At 51.5% G+C, this 15,693-nt stretch carries 21 protein-coding genes; 1 reads left to right on the plus strand and 20 read right to left on the minus strand.

Annotated elements, in window-relative coordinates:
- Nucleotides 1-96 precede the first annotated feature (96 nt).
- The 20 genes from ACFVVF_RS06915 to ACFVVF_RS07010 all read right to left on the minus strand — a co-directional run bounded on the left by ACFVVF_RS06915 (nucleotide 97) and on the right by ACFVVF_RS07010 (nucleotide 14,767).
- On the minus strand, nucleotides 97-1,011 hold the full coding sequence (locus ACFVVF_RS06915) for a polyprenyl synthetase family protein (protein ID WP_387806631.1): 915 nt from the start codon (nucleotides 1,009-1,011) through the stop codon (nucleotides 97-99).
- A complete protein-coding gene (gene xseB / locus ACFVVF_RS06920; RefSeq protein ID WP_387806632.1) occupies nucleotides 1,008-1,262 on the minus strand; it encodes an exodeoxyribonuclease VII small subunit in 255 nt (84 codons plus the stop codon). The genes ACFVVF_RS06915 and xseB overlap by 4 nt, the downstream gene beginning before the upstream one ends.
- Complete coding sequence (gene xseA, locus ACFVVF_RS06925; RefSeq protein ID WP_387806633.1) at nucleotides 1,246-2,616, minus strand: exodeoxyribonuclease VII large subunit; 1,371 nt, start codon at nucleotides 2,614-2,616, stop codon at nucleotides 1,246-1,248. Before xseA ends, xseB begins: the two co-directional genes overlap by 17 nt.
- Nucleotides 2,617-2,623: 7 nt before the next feature.
- A complete protein-coding gene (gene folD, locus ACFVVF_RS06930) occupies nucleotides 2,624-3,484 on the minus strand; it encodes a bifunctional methylenetetrahydrofolate dehydrogenase/methenyltetrahydrofolate cyclohydrolase FolD (protein ID WP_387806635.1) in 861 nt (286 codons plus the stop codon).
- A 39-nt stretch (nucleotides 3,485-3,523) separates the two neighbouring features.
- Entirely contained in the window at nucleotides 3,524-3,985 is a 462-nt protein-coding gene (nusB, locus tag ACFVVF_RS06935; protein WP_387806637.1) for a transcription antitermination factor NusB, read from the minus strand.
- Nucleotides 3,986-4,118: 133 nt separating this feature from the next.
- Complete coding sequence (locus tag ACFVVF_RS06940) at nucleotides 4,119-4,349, minus strand: DUF2273 domain-containing protein (protein ID WP_387806639.1); 231 nt, start codon at nucleotides 4,347-4,349, stop codon at nucleotides 4,119-4,121.
- Between the two features lie 14 nt (nucleotides 4,350-4,363).
- Nucleotides 4,364-4,921 carry an alkaline shock response membrane anchor protein AmaP gene (amaP, locus tag ACFVVF_RS06945; RefSeq protein ID WP_387806641.1) on the minus strand — a complete coding sequence of 186 codons (558 nt, stop codon included), beginning with the start codon at nucleotides 4,919-4,921 and terminating at the stop codon, nucleotides 4,364-4,366.
- Nucleotides 4,922-5,018: 97 nt separating this feature from the next.
- Nucleotides 5,019-5,426 carry an Asp23/Gls24 family envelope stress response protein gene (locus tag ACFVVF_RS06950; RefSeq protein ID WP_387806642.1) on the minus strand — a complete coding sequence of 136 codons (408 nt, stop codon included), beginning with the start codon at nucleotides 5,424-5,426 and terminating at the stop codon, nucleotides 5,019-5,021.
- 110 nt (nucleotides 5,427-5,536) lie between these two features.
- Nucleotides 5,537-6,880 (minus strand): acetyl-CoA carboxylase biotin carboxylase subunit, encoded by a 1,344-nt coding sequence (gene accC / locus ACFVVF_RS06955; RefSeq protein WP_387806644.1) that lies wholly within the window; start codon nucleotides 6,878-6,880, stop codon nucleotides 5,537-5,539.
- Between the two features lie 48 nt (nucleotides 6,881-6,928).
- Nucleotides 6,929-7,429, minus strand: a complete 501-nt coding sequence (gene accB, locus ACFVVF_RS06960; RefSeq protein WP_387806646.1) for an acetyl-CoA carboxylase biotin carboxyl carrier protein — start codon at nucleotides 7,427-7,429, stop codon at nucleotides 6,929-6,931.
- A gap of 766 nt (nucleotides 7,430-8,195) precedes the next feature.
- Nucleotides 8,196-8,537, minus strand: a complete 342-nt coding sequence (locus tag ACFVVF_RS06965) for a hypothetical protein (protein WP_387806647.1) — start codon at nucleotides 8,535-8,537, stop codon at nucleotides 8,196-8,198.
- A 212-nt stretch (nucleotides 8,538-8,749) separates the two neighbouring features.
- A complete protein-coding gene (locus tag ACFVVF_RS06970) occupies nucleotides 8,750-9,358 on the minus strand; it encodes a SpoIIIAH-like family protein (RefSeq protein WP_387806649.1) in 609 nt (202 codons plus the stop codon).
- A gap of 52 nt (nucleotides 9,359-9,410) precedes the next feature.
- Entirely contained in the window at nucleotides 9,411-10,043 is a 633-nt protein-coding gene (spoIIIAG, locus tag ACFVVF_RS06975; protein ID WP_387806651.1) for a stage III sporulation protein AG, read from the minus strand.
- Nucleotides 10,044-10,084: 41 nt separating this feature from the next.
- Nucleotides 10,085-10,840: a stage III sporulation protein AF gene (gene spoIIIAF / locus ACFVVF_RS06980; RefSeq protein WP_387806653.1), complete on the minus strand. Its 756-nt coding sequence runs from the start codon at nucleotides 10,838-10,840 to the stop codon at nucleotides 10,085-10,087.
- A gap of 52 nt (nucleotides 10,841-10,892) precedes the next feature.
- Nucleotides 10,893-12,164, minus strand: coding sequence for a stage III sporulation protein AE (gene spoIIIAE, locus ACFVVF_RS06985; protein ID WP_387806654.1), 1,272 nt, complete (start codon nucleotides 12,162-12,164; stop codon nucleotides 10,893-10,895).
- 4 nt (nucleotides 12,165-12,168) lie between these two features.
- Entirely contained in the window at nucleotides 12,169-12,564 is a 396-nt protein-coding gene (spoIIIAD, locus tag ACFVVF_RS06990) for a stage III sporulation protein AD (protein ID WP_387808883.1), read from the minus strand.
- 32 nt (nucleotides 12,565-12,596) lie between these two features.
- Entirely contained in the window at nucleotides 12,597-12,800 is a 204-nt protein-coding gene (gene spoIIIAC / locus ACFVVF_RS06995) for a stage III sporulation protein AC (protein ID WP_042162702.1), read from the minus strand.
- Nucleotides 12,801-12,815: 15 nt separating this feature from the next.
- Nucleotides 12,816-13,334, minus strand: a complete 519-nt coding sequence (gene spoIIIAB / locus ACFVVF_RS07000) for a stage III sporulation protein SpoIIIAB (protein WP_387806657.1) — start codon at nucleotides 13,332-13,334, stop codon at nucleotides 12,816-12,818.
- Nucleotides 13,331-14,407 carry a stage III sporulation protein AA gene (spoIIIAA, locus tag ACFVVF_RS07005; protein WP_387806658.1) on the minus strand — a complete coding sequence of 359 codons (1,077 nt, stop codon included), beginning with the start codon at nucleotides 14,405-14,407 and terminating at the stop codon, nucleotides 13,331-13,333. Before spoIIIAA ends, spoIIIAB begins: the two co-directional genes overlap by 4 nt.
- 93 nt (nucleotides 14,408-14,500) lie before the next feature.
- Entirely contained in the window at nucleotides 14,501-14,767 is a 267-nt protein-coding gene (locus ACFVVF_RS07010) for a YqhV family protein (RefSeq protein ID WP_387806660.1), read from the minus strand.
- A 166-nt stretch (nucleotides 14,768-14,933) separates the two neighbouring features.
- Here ACFVVF_RS07010 and ACFVVF_RS07015 point away from each other — a divergent pair, with 166 nt between their 5' ends.
- On the plus strand, nucleotides 14,934-15,650 hold the full coding sequence (locus ACFVVF_RS07015; protein WP_387806662.1) for a 2-phosphosulfolactate phosphatase: 717 nt from the start codon (nucleotides 14,934-14,936) through the stop codon (nucleotides 15,648-15,650).
- Nucleotides 15,651-15,693 lie beyond the last annotated feature (43 nt).

A 15,693-nucleotide genomic window follows, 5' to 3' on the forward strand; every position in this document is an offset into this window, starting at 1 on the left:
GCATCATGCATTCCATTGTCCAAAGACGTCGAATAATGCAACAATTATAACATATTGCTTATTCTTTTCCCAATCGACGCTTCGGGAATCTGTCCTTTAAAAATCCCGTTGTACCAAATAATCGGCGATTTCAAGCAGCCGCTGCGGCATTGCGAGCTCTGCGTCCAGTACAGCCGCTTTCGCTTCGCGGGTAAGACGCTTCACTTGCGCCTTGCTTTCCTCGATGCCGATCAAATACGGATAAGTCACTTTCTGCTGTGCGACGTCGCTGTTCGTTTTTTTGCCCAGCTTCGCCTCGTCGCCGATCAAATCAAGAATGTCGTCCTGGATTTGAAAAGCAAGGCCGATATTGCGGCCATATTGCTCGAGCAGCTGCAGCTGGCTCTCCGTAGCCCCGCCAACCCTCGCGCCTGCCTTAACGGAGAATACGACCAAATCGCTCGTTTTATGCAAATGAATATACTCGAGATCTTCAATTGAGGTTATCCCCTGTTCTCCCAATATATCGGCAACTTGGCCTCCGACCATACCGCTCGCCCCGGAAAACTTCGCCAGATCCTCAACGATATCAAGCGCTACCTGAGGATCCAGCTTCCCTTTGCGAGCTGCTTGCGGAATCAAATGAAAGGCGTGGGTCAGAAGCGCATCTCCAGCTAAAATCGCCATCGCTTCACCGAACACTTTATGATTCGTCAGCTTGCCTCGGCGGTAATCGTCGTTATCCATGGCAGGCAGATCATCATGGATAAGGGAGTACGTATGGATGCATTCGATAGAGCCTGCAATCGACAGAGCGTTTTCCGCTGCTGCTGCATTTCCTTGTATCGCTTCAGCTGCTGCCAGCACAAGTGCGGGACGGATACGTTTGCCACCCGCTTCAAGCGAATACATCATCGACTCGCGAAGCAGACCAGGAACATCCCATTCCGCAGGAAGCGCCGTTGCCAGCGTTTGCTCGACGAGCGACGCGCAATGATTTAAGTAGGATTTGATTTCCGTAACGTCGCTCAAAATGATTCCCCTTTATCCTCGTTTACCGGAGCAAACGGTTTTTTCTGAAAGCCCTGCTCGCTTTCGATCAGAAGCTCGATCTTTTTCTCCACTTGCTCAAGCTTTCCGCCGCAAAGCTGTGACAGCTTCATGCCTTGCTGGAACAGATCGATCGCCTTCTCCAGAGGTACATCGCCGCTCTCCAGCTGTTCCACGATTTGCTCCAACTGCTCCATCGCTTCTTCAAAGCTTAGCTCATTCGCTGCTTCCATCGTTTCCCTCTCCTTTCATCGACCAGACATGGCAGTCCAGTTGACCATCCGCTACTTTAACTTTAATCAGATCACCCGGCTGGACTTGCCCGATCGATTTGATCAGTCGTGATTCCTGTTCGTTATATACAAGACTGTAGCCTCTGGACATCACCTTCAGCGGACTTAACGCATCAAGCTGACGGATATTGCCATGAAGCTGCAGTTTTTTCACTTTCACCGCCGCGCTCATCGCCTGTTCCAGTCTTTTGACAGCTGCCTGCAGCCTATTGGCTGCAAACGCCACTTGCTCGCCTGGATGGTTCGCTTGCAAAGACCGGCTTAATTGCTCTAGCCTGAACCGGCCTTTCTCAGCTGTACGCAGCGTTCGCTGCTGCAAAATTTCCTGCAGCCGGTCCAGCCTTTGCGCTTGCTCCAGCAAGTATTTACGCGGATGAACGAAAAATGGCGACCTGCGTGCACGAAGCAGTCTTTCTTTTCTTCCCTGCAGCATTTTACGAAGCGCATGCTCCAGACGCTGCTGCTGGCGCTCAATATGCTGACGCAGTTCCGCCGCATGCGGCACAGCCAGCTCGGCAGCTGCCGTTGGAGTTGCAGCACGCAAGTCAGCCACAAAGTCCGAAATGGTGAAATCGGTCTCATGTCCAACTGCACTAATAACCGGAATCGCCGAAGCCGCTATGCTCCTCGCAACTGATTCCTCGTTGAAAGCCCACAGCTCCTCCAGTGAACCGCCGCCTCTACCTACAATTAATACGTCGACTTCGCCAAAACGGTTCACCGATTCAATCGCTTTCACAATTGACGGTGCAGCTTGATTGCCTTGTACAAGCACAGGCATTATGTAGACAGGCACCGATGGATGACGCCGCTGAAGCGTAATCACAATATCTCGAACCGCCGCCCCTGTAGGCGATGTGATGACGCCGATTGCTTTCGGGAAACGCGGAATGGGCCGTTTGCGCGATTCGGCAAACAAGCCTTCCGTTTCCAGCTTTTTCTTCAGCTGCTCATAAGCAAGGTACAGGCTTCCGATTCCGTCCGGCTGCATCGCCGTGACATAGAACTGGTAGTTTCCGTCCCGTTCATACACCGCCACATTGCCTCTAGCCATCACCTTTGTGCCTTCGCGAGGAATGAAAGGGAGACGCTGGTTATGTGATGCGAACATGATGCATTTCAGCCTGCTGTCTTTATCCTTAAGCGTAAAATACATATGGCCGCTGGAATGGTGGGTGAAATTTGAAATTTCACCCCGCAGCCATACGTCTCCGAGCAGCGAATCCGACTCCAGCTTCATCCCGATATATCGATTAATTTCTTTTATCGTGTAAATGCGAGGCTGATTCGCCATTTGAGCGTCACTCCCCGATTTTATTAGCTCTTTTCGCCGCTGTAATCGTGTTGGACATCAGCATTGTTATCGTCATCGGACCTACTCCGCCCGGTACAGGTGTAATATATCCTGCCGTCTCCAGGCAATCTTCATAATCGACATCTCCGGCAAGCTTGCCGTCAGGCAGACGGTTAATGCCGACATCGATAACGACTGCACCCGGTTTCACATACTTGCTTCCGATCGCTTTCGCTTTGCCGATGGCAACGACTAGAATATCAGCCTGCTTCGCAATCTCTTCCATGTTTGCCGTACGGGAATGACAGATCGTTACCGTCGCATTTTCTCTCAGCAGCAGCATTGCAACAGGCTTGCCGACAATGTTGCTGCGTCCGATTACGACAGCATGCTTGCCGGAAATATCGCCGCTGCTGCGCTTAATCAGTTCAATAACGCCAGCAGGTGTACATGGAAGCAGGCTGTCATCGCCGATAACGAGGTTGCCGACACTTTCCGGATGGAAGCCGTCAACGTCTTTATTGACGTCAATTGCATCAATAACCGCTTTTTCATTGATATGCTTAGGCAGCGGAAGCTGCACCAAAATACCGTTAATCGAAGCTTGATTGTTCAGCTTGTCGATCAAGGCAAGCAGTTCGGATTCCGAAGTGTTTTCCGCCAGGCGGTGTACCTCAGAGTAAAAGCCAAGCTGCTGGCATGCCTTTTCTTTCGAGCCTACATAAACTTTGGAAGCCGGGTCCTCGCCGACAAGCACAACCGCCAAGCCGGGTACGACACCTTGCTCTTTCAACGCTTCCGCGTCCCGTTTGATTTCTTCTCTAATCAAATCCGATATTTTTTTACCCTCGATAATTTGTGCGCTCATACTTCTCTCCCCTTCTGCCGATCCGTCAATGAACGGCGATCAATGATTCGTTTCCGTATCCTTATTCGCTTCTTCCAGACTTTGCATTAGCTTGCCTAGCACACCGTTTACGAATTTCCCCGATTCATCCGTTCCGAAATGCTTCGCGAGCTCAATCGCCTCGTTAATGGAAGCTTTGTGAGGGATATCGTCGCGGAAAACCATCTCGTAGCATGCAAGGCGCAGCACTTGCCGGTCAACGCGGGACAGACGATCTACCTGCCAGCCGGTCAAATGCTGCTGCAGCATATCGTCGATAGCCGCTTTACGCTCTGCTACCCCGTTTACGAGTTCACGTACGTAGCTGTCCGTATTTTCATTCTCAACAAATTCAGCGCCAATCTCGTTCTCAGAGCGCGCTTCTTCCATCAGCATATCAATTGCTTCAGCCGCCGTTACTTCATTCATTTCCATTTGATATAGACTGGATACTGCTATTTCTCTTGCTAATCTTCGTTTCATACAACCTCCATGGCATTTTGAGCTGTGCCTAGCTGAATTAATTCTTCTCTAGCACCAAAAAAAAACTATGATCTCCTCCCTGCCCGAAAACTGGCGGCATTCCGGCTTCCGGAGTACGGAGGAGACCACAGGATCATCTAAACGGTCTGTATCTTTCCATCAACCAATTCCAAATCCGCTGCCACTGGAAAACAGGTTCTTCCCGCAAATCCTTGCGTTTGCCAATCCAATATCCGATCGAGACGAGCAGTATGAAAAACAGCATGTCCCAGAAGCCGGCAAACAAATACACGAATCCGAAAAAAAGTCCAGCCGCTGCGCCGACCGTACGTTTCCCATAGGTTGCCCAGAACTCTCTCCACATCGGCAAATTCACCTCTATTCCACTCGGCTCTTAATCGTTCCGGACTGGATGACATTAGCGACAAAGACGGCAACATTGGTTACCGGTATGCCCGCAATATCTTCGACATGCTCTTTCACAGCACGCTGAATCTCTTCGGTCAACGCCGGAATCGAGCTTTCTCCGTCAACTACCGCCCGCAGTACGATATCCAAGCCGGCATCCGTTGCCCGGATACGCGCCTTCAAATCTTTCACACCGCGATGCTTGGAAGCCGCCTTCAGAGCCAGATTCTCAATCGTGTCGATCGAAATGCGAATGTCGCCAAAATCGGTGCGCTGGTCGATGGACGGCGCAGCAGCAGATCCGCGATACAAGGATACAAAAAAGAAACGGAGGCTCATAAGCAGCAGCAGCAATCCGATGACGATGACTGTAATTTGGATGGAAGAAATTCGATACACATTATCAAAAATACCATTCAAATCGTCGATCGATATCCATTTGAATCCGATGCATGCGATAAAAACGGATAATGCGCCAACAATGATGCTGTAAAAAAATAAAAGCAGCTTGTCCACGATTCTAATCAACGAAACGCCTCCTTTCGTCTGAGCGAATGAAAACCCCCTTGCGCGAATGCGGCATGCCCATCACGAGGGGGTTATAATCAATTCTGTACCTGCTATACTATTTCACGCGCAGTTGGCTTTCTTCTTCTTCCGGCTTCTCCGCTGCCTTGAAATGGACGTCGTGAATATGTACGTTCACTTCAATGACATGAAGACCTGTCATCATCTCAATTGAGTGCTTCACATTGCGTTGAATTTCCGAGGCGATTTCCGGGATTCGGTTGCCGTACTCCACGATAATCGAAACATCAACCGCAGCTTCACGCTGTCCGACTTCTACCTTCACACCTTTGGACAAGTTTTTACGCCCGAGCAGCTCAGCGATACCGCCTGCCAGCCCGCCGCTCATACCTGCTACACCCTTGACTTCAACGGCAGCTAGTCCAGCAATGACTTCGATAACTTCCGGTGCGATTTGAATCGTGCCAATGTCCGTCTTCTCATAATCTGCAGCAATCGTATTCATGATGGTTGTACACCTCCCTAAAGTTGCGCTCTCAGCCTATCAAAGCTTCTACCGCATCTTATTTCTATACTATAACATTCGACGCGAATTATGACAAACAGTTGTCCGGCTTAGATTTCATGGTCTTCCAAAAACTTAATGTCGAAGTCGCCTTCAACGAATTTCGGGTGATTCAGCAGCTTCTGATGGAAAGGAATCGTCGTCTTGATGCCTTCCACTGCGAATTCGGATAGCGCTCTTTTCATCCGCGCAATCGCTTCTTCCCGCGTTCTGCCCCATACGATCAGCTTAGCAATCATGGAATCATAATGCGGCGAGATCGTGTAGCCCGGATATACCGCGCTGTCAACCCGTACCCCAGTTCCGCCTGGCGGAAGATAGAACGGAATGTGACCAGCCGAAGGCATAAAGTTACGCTCGGAATCCTCAGCATTGATCCGGCATTCAATCGCCCAGCCGTTGATCTGCAGATCCTCTTGTTTAAAGGACAGCGGATTGCCTTCCGCAACGGAGATCATCTCTTTGATAAGATCAACGTTTGTAATCATTTCCGTAACAGGATGCTCGACCTGAATCCGGGTGTTCATTTCCATGAAATAGAAATTACCGTCCGGTCCCAGCAAAAACTCCAGCGTGCCCGCTCCTGAATAGTTAACCGCAAGCGCGGCGCGGACAGCCGCTTGGCCCATCTGTTCGCGCTGCTCCGGCTTCAATACCGGACACGGCGCTTCCTCTACGAGCTTCTGACGGCGGCGCTGTACAGAGCAGTCGCGTTCAAACAGATGAACCGCGTTGCCATGCTTGTCAGCCATAATTTGAATTTCGACATGCTTCATGCCAGTCAAGTACTTCTCCAGATAGACGCCGCCATTACCGAAATTCTTTTGCGCTTCCTGCTGAGCCGTCGTAATTTGCTGGACAAGTGCCGATTCGTCATCGGCTATACGGATGCCTTTGCCTCCGCCGCCTGCTGTAGCTTTAATGATGACGGGATAACCGATGCTGCGTGCAACTGTAATCGCTTCGTCCATGTCTTCAACCAGGCCGTCAGAGCCTGGAATGACCGGAACGTTCGCTGCTTGCATTGTCTTTTTGGCAACAGCCTTGTCGCCCATCTTACTGATGGCTTCAGGCGAAGGGCCAATAAACGTAATATTGCAGGATTCGCAGATTTCAGCGAAATCCGCATTTTCGGCAAGGAAGCCGTAACCCGGATGAACCGCATCACATTCTGTGATCGTCGCAACGCTCATCAGGTTAGTCAAATTCAAATAGCTGTCCTTAGAAGCAGTAGGCCCAATGCAGTAAGCCTCATCCGCCAGACGAACATGAAGCGAATCACGGTCAGCTTCGGAATAAACGGCTACCGTCGAGATTCCAAGCTCTCTGCAGGCACGAATAATGCGAACTGCAATCTCGCCGCGGTTGGCGATTAATACTTTTTGAAATTTCACGTGGTTACTCCTTTCAGGCGACAGATTCTCCAATCAGGGAGAAAAATGCTATTCCGGCTTAACGAGGAAAAGCGGCTGTCCGTATTCAACCAGTTGACCGTTCGTAACGAGAATCTCAACGATTTCTCCGCGAACTTCTGCTTCCAGCTCGTTCATAAGCTTCATTGCTTCAAGAATGCACACGACGCTCTTCTCGTTGACGCGATCGCCTACTTTTACGAATTCGGAAGCGTCAGGTGATGGCGAGCTGTAGAACGTACCCACCATCGGCGAAGTAATGGAATGGAGATTCTCCTTGCTTGGGCTTGCGGCTGGCGCTTCTTGCGCAGCTGGCTGAGCAGCAGGTGCTGCAGAAGCTTGCGGCGCAGCAGTTGGAACCGGCGCAGGCGAATATGTATGGGTGATTGGGGCTGCTTGTACATTCACCACTTCTGTTTTGCCGGGTTTGCGGATGAGCAGGCGTGCCCCTTCATTTTCAATCTCCAGCTCATGAACGGAAGTTTGATCAACCAGTTTGATCAATTCTTTAATCTCGCTCAATTTGAACATGAATTATTTTCACTCCTTAAATTTTGCGGTAGCAAAATCGCTCCGTTAGCTTTTGCTTGAGTTTGCGTAGCAAAGTTGCTCCGTTAGCATTCGCTTGATTTTGCGGCAGCAAGATTTGCTCCGTTAGCATTCGCTTGATTTTGCGGTAACAAGATTTGCTCTGTTAACATTCGCTTAATCTTTGCAGCAGCAAGACTACTCCATAAGTACTAGCTCGTAAATTTGCGATAGCAAAATTACTCTGTCAGCTTCCGCTTTCTTGCAGTACTGCGACAGCAAATAGCTCCTTATGGACAAGCTTGCCGATGCCCGGGCAAATTGCTCCGTAAATTCGGGCATTTAGTCGGGCGGCCATTGCGGCTCATAAGCCCATTTTACCCATTTTCTTTTACATAACGTTTAACATTATATCATAAACCTTAGCGAACACGAACCAATTTTTTATACGCCCCGTTTTCACGCTATTTTGGCCCTATTCTCTTGTAAAATAAAGGGTTAAAGAAAGAGCGCATTATGTTATTACTCCCTCAGCAGTACGTAGCATACAATCGTATTACTAATAACCTTATCTCATAATTAAACATACTTTCCTGCTTTTCGCTCCCTCTACTCCGATAAGGTAAACAAACCTACAGCTGACCTATCAAAATGATAATCTGCAGTTAGAATTATTTCAATACACCAATATCTTTTTTCCCATTCAATAACATGCACTGTTAAATGTAAAAGCATATATCGGGCCTGCTGCTGCAGGACTTATTCTCAGCTAGTTTAGCGCCTTTACGTTGGAATTTTCCAACGTAGGGCGTATTCTTTTTTGCTGCTTTTCCACTTCTACGTTGGATTTTTCCAACGTAGGACGTTTTACTTGCTGCTTTCTCGCTTCTACGTTGGATATTTCCAACGTAGGGTGCTTTATTTGCTGCTTTCCCGCCTCTACTTTGGATATTTCCAACGTAAGGTGCATTCTTTGCTGCTTACCCACCCCTACGTTGGATTTTTCCAACGTAGGGTGCTTTATTTGCCGCTTTTCCACCTCTACGTTGGATATTTCCAACGTAGGGTGCTTTATTTGCTGCTTTTCCGCTTCTACGTTGGATATTTCCAACGTGGGACGCTTTATTTGCTGCTTTTCCGCTTTTACGTTGGATTTTTCCAACGTAATAATTGCAGCGTAAAACTTTATTCAAGAGGGCGACCTACCCGCCTTCACATTTAATAATCAACAGACCGCCTCTCCCCCACCATGCATCCCTAACAACCAAAAGACCGGAAGCATCCGCTTCCGGTCTCTATCAGCTGTCAGCTGTCGGCCGCAGCTTAAGGCACGAACTGTACTGTCACTTGGTCGGCCTTCACGTCCATCGTTTTCATGACCAGATCGATGATGCCAACCGCCTGCGCCCTATCCAGCTTCTCGCTCTCAACAACTACTTTATAGCGTTCATTCTGATCGTCCACGATCGCCGTGTGGAATTGCTTCATCAGCTCGGATTCGATCGTGTTCAGCTTCTCCCGCTTTTCTTCCAGCAAGTTGAGGGCTTTCATCGCTTCAGACGATTCCTCCGGATTCGTTTGGGTATTGGAAATTGTCGTATACAGTTTATCCTCTTCCTGATTGAATTGCTGCTGGCGTTTCTCCTGTACCTCAGCAAATACGCTCGTTGCCGCTCCGCCTCCGTTCTCCAACTGTTCGATAACTTCCTTATCCGTTTTCGCGCCGCTGTCTTTGTGCTCCACTTCATTGATGATAATGCTGTTATCCCCTTTTGCCACCTCTGTTGCGTCCCCGCCTTTTTGCTGCGTTTGCGAGCCGTCCGTTACCAAATCCGGCGATTTGCCGTCTTGTGTAAACAGATAGTAAGCAGATAATACCACCATCAGGCTAAGCATCGATACGAGCCAAATCGTTTGTCTTTTCGTGTTCATGAGAACACCCTCCCCAATTCAAATTAATTTTTGCACTGCTAAAAGCTGCTGGCTACTGCTTGCTTGGCGCAACCGATATCCGATTTGCCGGCACGTTCACGCCTTTTTCCACCGCGTCTATAATTAAGCGTCTTACGGTCGCATTCTCCGCGCCTTTGGCAACGACGAGCACGCCGCGGATACGCGGGTTTATCGTCTTCGTTACGATGGGCTTCTGATCGCCCGACACCTCGGTTATGACGACCTGTCCTTCCTTCGTTATGGAGGTGATATGACGGCGGCCGCCATTTTTGTCGTTCTCATCTGTAACCGATTGCGACTCCTTGTCATTCTCCTTCACGACGATTTCCTCGGTGGAATCAACCGTTACGAGAACGTCGACGGTGCCGACACCGACGATTTTCTCCAGAATTTCCTTCAGCCTTTGCTCCAGCGGCTGCTCGATCAAATCGAATGTGCTGCCCTCCTTGGCGCCGGCGCTCCATGCCGCTTCCTCGGTTGGTGCCGGGTTCGGATCATGTGCCGAAGGCTCGACCTTATTAAAGGAGAGAAAGGAGTTCATCACCATCAAAGCCGCGCCAATCAAGCCTATAACGAGCAGAATGTGCAGCGTCTTTATGCGCTTCTTCCCGCCAGGTCCGCCCCCGCCAATGAGTGACTCCAGCCCTTGCAACCATTTGGCCAACTGCCTAACCCTCCTTTGCTGCGTCTTCTATATGCCTTCGTTCACCCGGCAGCCGGCTGACGGACAAGTACAATTTCCGGACTGACTCCCCAGCCGTCGGCCAGTACGCTGCGCACCTTGTCTCCCAAAGCAGGGCTCACCTTGACCCAAGCCTCTTCCGCATCCGCATCCACATTCGTATCCCCTCCGCTTGCTCCGCCCGCACCACTAGAACCCTCTGCTGCCCCAGCGTCTACCTTGACCGTCACATCGACCGGCTGTACCTCATCCACCTGGCCCCCCCGATTCGCATCCCCGCCTGCATCACCCTTGCCAGACTGCGCAGCCTCAGCTGCCGCCAGCGTAACCGTCACCTTGTTCAAGTAAGGTGTTCGCCGGCTGCCTTCCACCGCCCACTTCAATTCGACATCCACCTGCTGCACCTTTGCTTTCGTCCGCTCCCCAACCGCCTTAGCCATCGCTTTCTCCAGCGTTTGCTGTGTAAGTGCAGCCGCTTGGTTGTCCCGCTGCTTGCTGAGGTTTTCCGCATCCTTCTGAATGTCCTGCAGCGTCGGCATTTTGATCTCCTGCGTTCCAGAGCCCATTTCCCATTGCCGGACGCTGTCACCCAGCCTGGCGCTGAAATCACCCTGAAGCAGTCTCAGTATCGGAGAGAGAATGGTAAGCAGGATCAGCAGCCCGATGACGAGTCTGGCGTAACGCTGCATGGCTTTGTTCGGAAGCAGCAGCTCCATGAAGACGGCGAGCATAATAACCGCAATAATATCTCTCAGCCAATCGCCCAGCCATGTAACCAAAGCAGCAGCTCCTTTCCGAAAGGCCCGTCCCGCTTCACGCCCGTACCCGTCGTCAACGCGCCATAATCGCCGCATTGCCGGCGGTAAGCACGATCGTAACAGCCAGGAAAAACATTAAACTGACGGCTGCCAGCGCGGCAAATACGTAGATCATCGTCTTGCCGATCGTTTGCAGGCACTCCACGATAGGCGAATCTCCAAGCGGCTGCATAACTGCGGCAGCTACGTTGTAAATGAGCGCAAGCGTCAATATTTTGATCGCTGGAAAAGCACATAGAAACAGCAAGATGATGACGCCTGCAATGCCGATGGCATTTTTGGCTAACATGGAAGCCGAAATCACGGTGTCCGCGGCATCAGAAAACATCCGGCCCACAACAGGAACAAAGTTGCCTGTGACGAATTTCGCTGTCCGCATCGTAATGCCGTCCGTCACTGCGCTGGTCGCTCCTTGAACCGAAATGACGCCTAGAAACACGGTCACGAGTATGCCCATGACGCCAACGCCTATATTGCGAAGAAGATTAGCGAGCTGCGTAACTTTGAACTTTTCCGTCAGGGCGCTCACGATATGAAGGACCGCAGAGAAGAACAGCAGCGGGAAGACGACTGTATAGATCAAAGTGCCAACGGCATGTATCATGAAAATGATCAAGGGATGCAGCACCGAGACGGTAACAACGTTGCCCATCGATGCCAGCAGCGTCAACAGAAGCGGTATCATCGCGAGCATGAATTGGATCATGCCGCCGATGGCGTCCTTCGCATAGCCGATAGCGACGTGAAAGCTGTTCACCGCCAAGATGACCAGAACCATATAAGCGATCGAGTAAGCCACCTTGCTGACCGTATTGCGTTCAAATGCGTTCTGCAGCGTCTCCAGCACCATGCTGAAAACGGTGAGCATGACGATCGTGACCAGCAGCTTTCCGTTGTAAAGAATCTCATGCAGGAAATAGCTCAGCAATCCTTTAATAACCGTTTCCAGCTTGAGCCCTTCACCGCCCGGCATAATCATTTCCATAAAACTTGGCATCTGCTGGTCAGGAAAGTAACCGCCGTATTCATCCTTCAGCTTTTTCCAAAAGGATTCCACCGCATCGGTACTGACCCCGTCCATTCCGTTGCCGATCAGCCCCTCAGGCAGCACGTCCTGCTGCCCAGCCGGCGCTCCGGCGGCGCTAGCCTCCGGCTCCTCATTTGCAAAGGCCGATTGTTCCGGATTGCCAAAGGGAAGCGCAGCGGTCAGGAGCCAAATGACGAATACGGCAATGACAAACCGGATCATACGGGACGTGCTTCCCTTGCTCGTCGCGTGAATCATTCTCTTACCCCCCCGCCGGCAGCAATCCGATTACCGTTTCTACAATGACGCTAATAATCGGCACCGCCATAACGAGAATGAGCACCTTGCCGGCAAATTCTACTTTGGAAGCTATGCTTTCCTGACCGGCATCCCGGACAATCTGTGCGCCGAATTCGGCGATATAAGCGATTCCGATAATTTTCAGTATCGTCTTCAAGTAAATGGACGGAATGCCGGATCGGTTCGCTAAATCTTCCAATACCGTTATGACGGTATCGATCTTGCCGATCAGATAGAGAAAGATAAAAATGCCGGTAAAGGCCGCAAGCAGGAAAGCGAACATGGGCTTCTGTTCTCGAACGACAAGAATCAGGACGGTCGCGATCAGCGCAAGTCCGACGATTTGAATGATTTCCACTTCGTTCACCTACTCGCGGCTTCCCTAAAAGTTTACTGAAACAAAAAAATCGTCTTAATTTCCTGGAACAAATCGTTCAGCAGCCGAACGACCATGAACAACACGACTACAAATCCGATTACGGTAACCCAATGCGCCATATCTTCTTTTCCCATCTGCTTCAGCACCGTATGAATCATGGCGATAATGATGCCAATGCCTGCAATTTGGAAGATGGCGCTCACATCCATGTTCATTTCCGCGGCACCCCACTAAACCATCAAAATGACGACGAGCACAGCGATCAGCACGCCAAGGCTTTTCCACATCTTCTCATAGCGTCCCTGGTCCTCCTTGGCTGCGTCCTCTTCCGCCTTCAGCTGAAGCAGCGCCAGCTTCAAGTGCTTCAGCTGATCGTCCTTGTCGCTTATGCCAAGCGCGGAGCCTAACCGCAGCATGACCGCCTGCTCGCCTGCCCGCATCGCGGTTGCCTCCCATCCTTGCCTCATCGCCTGCTCCCAGCTTTCGCGAAAAGACAAGCCGTCGTCATGCGCAACACCCTCCGCAGCCAGCAAGAACAGATCTGCGATAGGTGACGGCACAACCGCTGCGATCCGGCCGAGCGCCTCCGGCAATGGCGTATGGCCATAGCCGATTTCAGTCTCCAGCCGCTGCAGCGCATGGGCGAGTTGGCGAAGCTGGCGCGGCCTTGCGGCAAATCTCGCCGCCTGCTGGAAGCCGATCAGCGTTCCGGCAAACAGGATGAGAACGGCACCTAGCAGTTTGATCAACTCGCACCGCCTCTTTGCAGGCCGCTCTCGACCGGTGAGGGATCCGCACTGCTCCGCCTGAACGTGGAAGCCGAAGCAGCAGTCAACGCTGCTGTTGGCTCCCTGGCGGCCGGACTCCGGACCGCAGACTCTGCGCTAATAATCCGATGCATAAAGCCTGCAGTCGTCCGGCGCAGCTCGACGATCTGCTGGAAGGAGCCGTCCTCCAGCAGGCGGCGAAGCACCGGACGGCCAAGCGCATCCTGTACGTCATAAGCATGGGCAGTGGCGACGACGCTCACGCCTGCGTGGCTCGCTTCCCGGATCGCTTCCCCGTCTTCATCCCGTCCGATCTCGTCCGCTACAACTACCTCGGGCGACATCGACCGAAGCAGCATCATCATGCCCTCAGCCTTCGGGCAAGCGTCCATGACATCGGTTCGCGGACCGATGTCAAAGGTTGGGATGCCGCGTACGCAAGCCGCAATTTCAGAGCGCTCGTCCACCACGCCAACCTTCCTCCCCTGCCAGCCGGCCCCCTCGCCTTGCCCCCATAAGCCATAGCTGATCGAACGGGCAAGATCACGTACGAGCGTTGTTTTCCCCTGTTGAGGGGGAGCAAGTATAAGTGTCGAGTGAACCGATTTCCGGCTTCGGTCGAGCAGCTTAGGAAGCAAATGATTGGCTGAGCCGATTACCTCCCGGGCAATCCGAATATTGAATGCGCCGATATCGCGGATGCCCCGAACGCTTCCGCTGTCCAACACCGTTCTGCCAGCCAGTCCAATGCGATGTCCGCCGGCGACGGTTATAAACCCTCGTTTCAGCTCTTCTTCCATTGCATATAACGAATAGTTCGTAATGCGTTCAAGCAGCTTGCGGCAAATATCTCCCGTTGGCTTGTAAGCCCCATCAGCCGTCATGCGCAGCGTGCCGTCAGTTCCGGCAAACCGGGACTGGCCCCGAAGCCCAAGCTCCAGCGGCCGGCCTTCCCGGATCCGGATCTCCTCCAATTGCGCAAGAGCCGTCTCAGGCAGCTTCTCAAGCACCGCCTTCAACTCCAATGGCAGCAAATGAACCACTCGGTTCAGCATCCCCTCATCACTCCCGGATGTTTGTCCTTCGTAGTTACATTTGTATGCTTGGACCCCAATAATATGTCCACCTATTTGCTAGAATCGATTCTATTATTTTTTCAAAATGCCGATGAATAGGCAGGCGATTCCCGCGGCAATCCAAGCCAGCTTCCCGAATGACAGCTTATCCGACAGGCCGACTAAGCCGATTGTTGTCGTCGCTATTAGTATCAGCGGGCCTACCAGAGCAAGCGAGGAATTGACGAGCAGCGCCTTGTCAATCTGATTCAGCCTCAGCATAATAAGCGCGGCACAAATTTCGATCATTCCTGAAGTAATGCGAAGCGATGCCATACTGAGCACAATTTTATTCAGCATTGCCTTGTCCTCCTTCCTTCTCTATTACTCTATGCGGGCTTGTCTCCTATTCATTCCGATAATAACGGGCACATGCCCAGCAAAACCTGCATATATTGCTTGCATGATTCGTATTGTATGAAAGGGATCATAGCAAATGCCATTAAGAGAAAGGCGGATCTTTGAAATGCGGGTTCAGGTCATTTCAAGCGTCAATGAAGCGAGCTCGGCGCAATTTCACCATAAAACAGCACTCATCGTCGATGTGCTTTGCGCATCCAGCGCCATCGTTACCGCTTTGGCGGCAGGTTCCATCGGCGTCGTTCCGGTAGAGACAGTCCTAGAGGCACGGGCAGCGCGGCAGACTGGCGATTTGCTGGGAGGAGAGCGGTTCTGCCGGAAAATCCCGGGCTTCGACCTTGGCTCTTCTCCAGATGAATATACGAGTCCAGAGGTGCGGGACCGGAAAATTATTTTAACGACGACAAACGGAACCCGCGCCATAGTGAAATCGGCAAAAGCGGATTTTGTACTGGCAGGAGCACTTCTTAATGCTTCGGCTTGCGCAAAAGCTGCTTTGGAGCTTCGGCGGGATATCGTTATTTTATGTGCGGGCAGCAATGATGAATTTGCATTGGAGGACGGACTTTGCGCCGGTCTTCTGCTGGAGAGATTGCAGGGGATGACGGGGGGAGCGCTTGAGCTCGACGATTTTGGCTGTGCCATGCTCGCGCTATACGGCGACCGCTCCCATGCCGTCAAAGAGACGATTCAACAGGGGATGACCGGCAAAAAACTGCTGAAGCTCGGCTTGCGCAAAGATTTGGAGAGCTGCGCCGCCATCGACCGTTATCAAGAGGTGCCGAGACTTTACGGCGATATGTTGATAAGCAATTGCGGCTAAACGGAACGAAAGGTCCGGCGATCCGGAAGCTGCGCATCAGAAG

Origin of the sequence: Paenibacillus sp. NPDC058174 (genome assembly GCF_042883865.1) — a bacterium.
GTDB lineage: Bacteria > Bacillota > Bacilli > Paenibacillales > Paenibacillaceae > Pristimantibacillus.

Excerpts from the sequence above, each read along its gene's own strand:
- ACFVVF_RS06970 (WP_387806649.1), bottom strand. The coding sequence starts at position 9,358 with ATGAACACGAAAAGACAAACGATTTGGCTCGTATCGATGCTTAGCCTG.
- spoIIIAA (WP_387806658.1), bottom strand. The coding sequence starts at position 14,407 with ATGCTGAACCGAGTGGTTCATTTGCTGCCATTGGAGTTGAAGGCGGTG.
- xseA (WP_387806633.1), bottom strand. The coding sequence starts at position 2,616 with ATGGCGAATCAGCCTCGCATTTACACGATAAAAGAAATTAATCGATAT.
- xseB (WP_387806632.1), bottom strand. The coding sequence starts at position 1,262 with ATGGAAGCAGCGAATGAGCTAAGCTTTGAAGAAGCGATGGAGCAGTTG.
- folD (WP_387806635.1), bottom strand. The coding sequence starts at position 3,484 with ATGAGCGCACAAATTATCGAGGGTAAAAAAATATCGGATTTGATTAGA.
- ACFVVF_RS07015 (WP_387806662.1), top strand. The coding sequence starts at position 14,934 with ATGCGGGTTCAGGTCATTTCAAGCGTCAATGAAGCGAGCTCGGCGCAA.
- spoIIIAE (WP_387806654.1), bottom strand. The coding sequence starts at position 12,164 with ATGATTCACGCGACGAGCAAGGGAAGCACGTCCCGTATGATCCGGTTT.
- ACFVVF_RS06950 (WP_387806642.1), bottom strand. The coding sequence starts at position 5,426 with ATGAATACGATTGCTGCAGATTATGAGAAGACGGACATTGGCACGATT.
- ACFVVF_RS06940 (WP_387806639.1), bottom strand. The coding sequence starts at position 4,349 with ATGTGGAGAGAGTTCTGGGCAACCTATGGGAAACGTACGGTCGGCGCA.
- accB (WP_387806646.1), bottom strand. The coding sequence starts at position 7,429 with ATGTTCAAATTGAGCGAGATTAAAGAATTGATCAAACTGGTTGATCAA.
- nusB (WP_387806637.1), bottom strand. The coding sequence starts at position 3,985 with ATGAAACGAAGATTAGCAAGAGAAATAGCAGTATCCAGTCTATATCAA.
- spoIIIAC (WP_042162702.1), bottom strand. The coding sequence starts at position 12,800 with ATGAACATGGATGTGAGCGCCATCTTCCAAATTGCAGGCATTGGCATC.
- ACFVVF_RS07010 (WP_387806660.1), bottom strand. The coding sequence starts at position 14,767 with ATGCTGAATAAAATTGTGCTCAGTATGGCATCGCTTCGCATTACTTCA.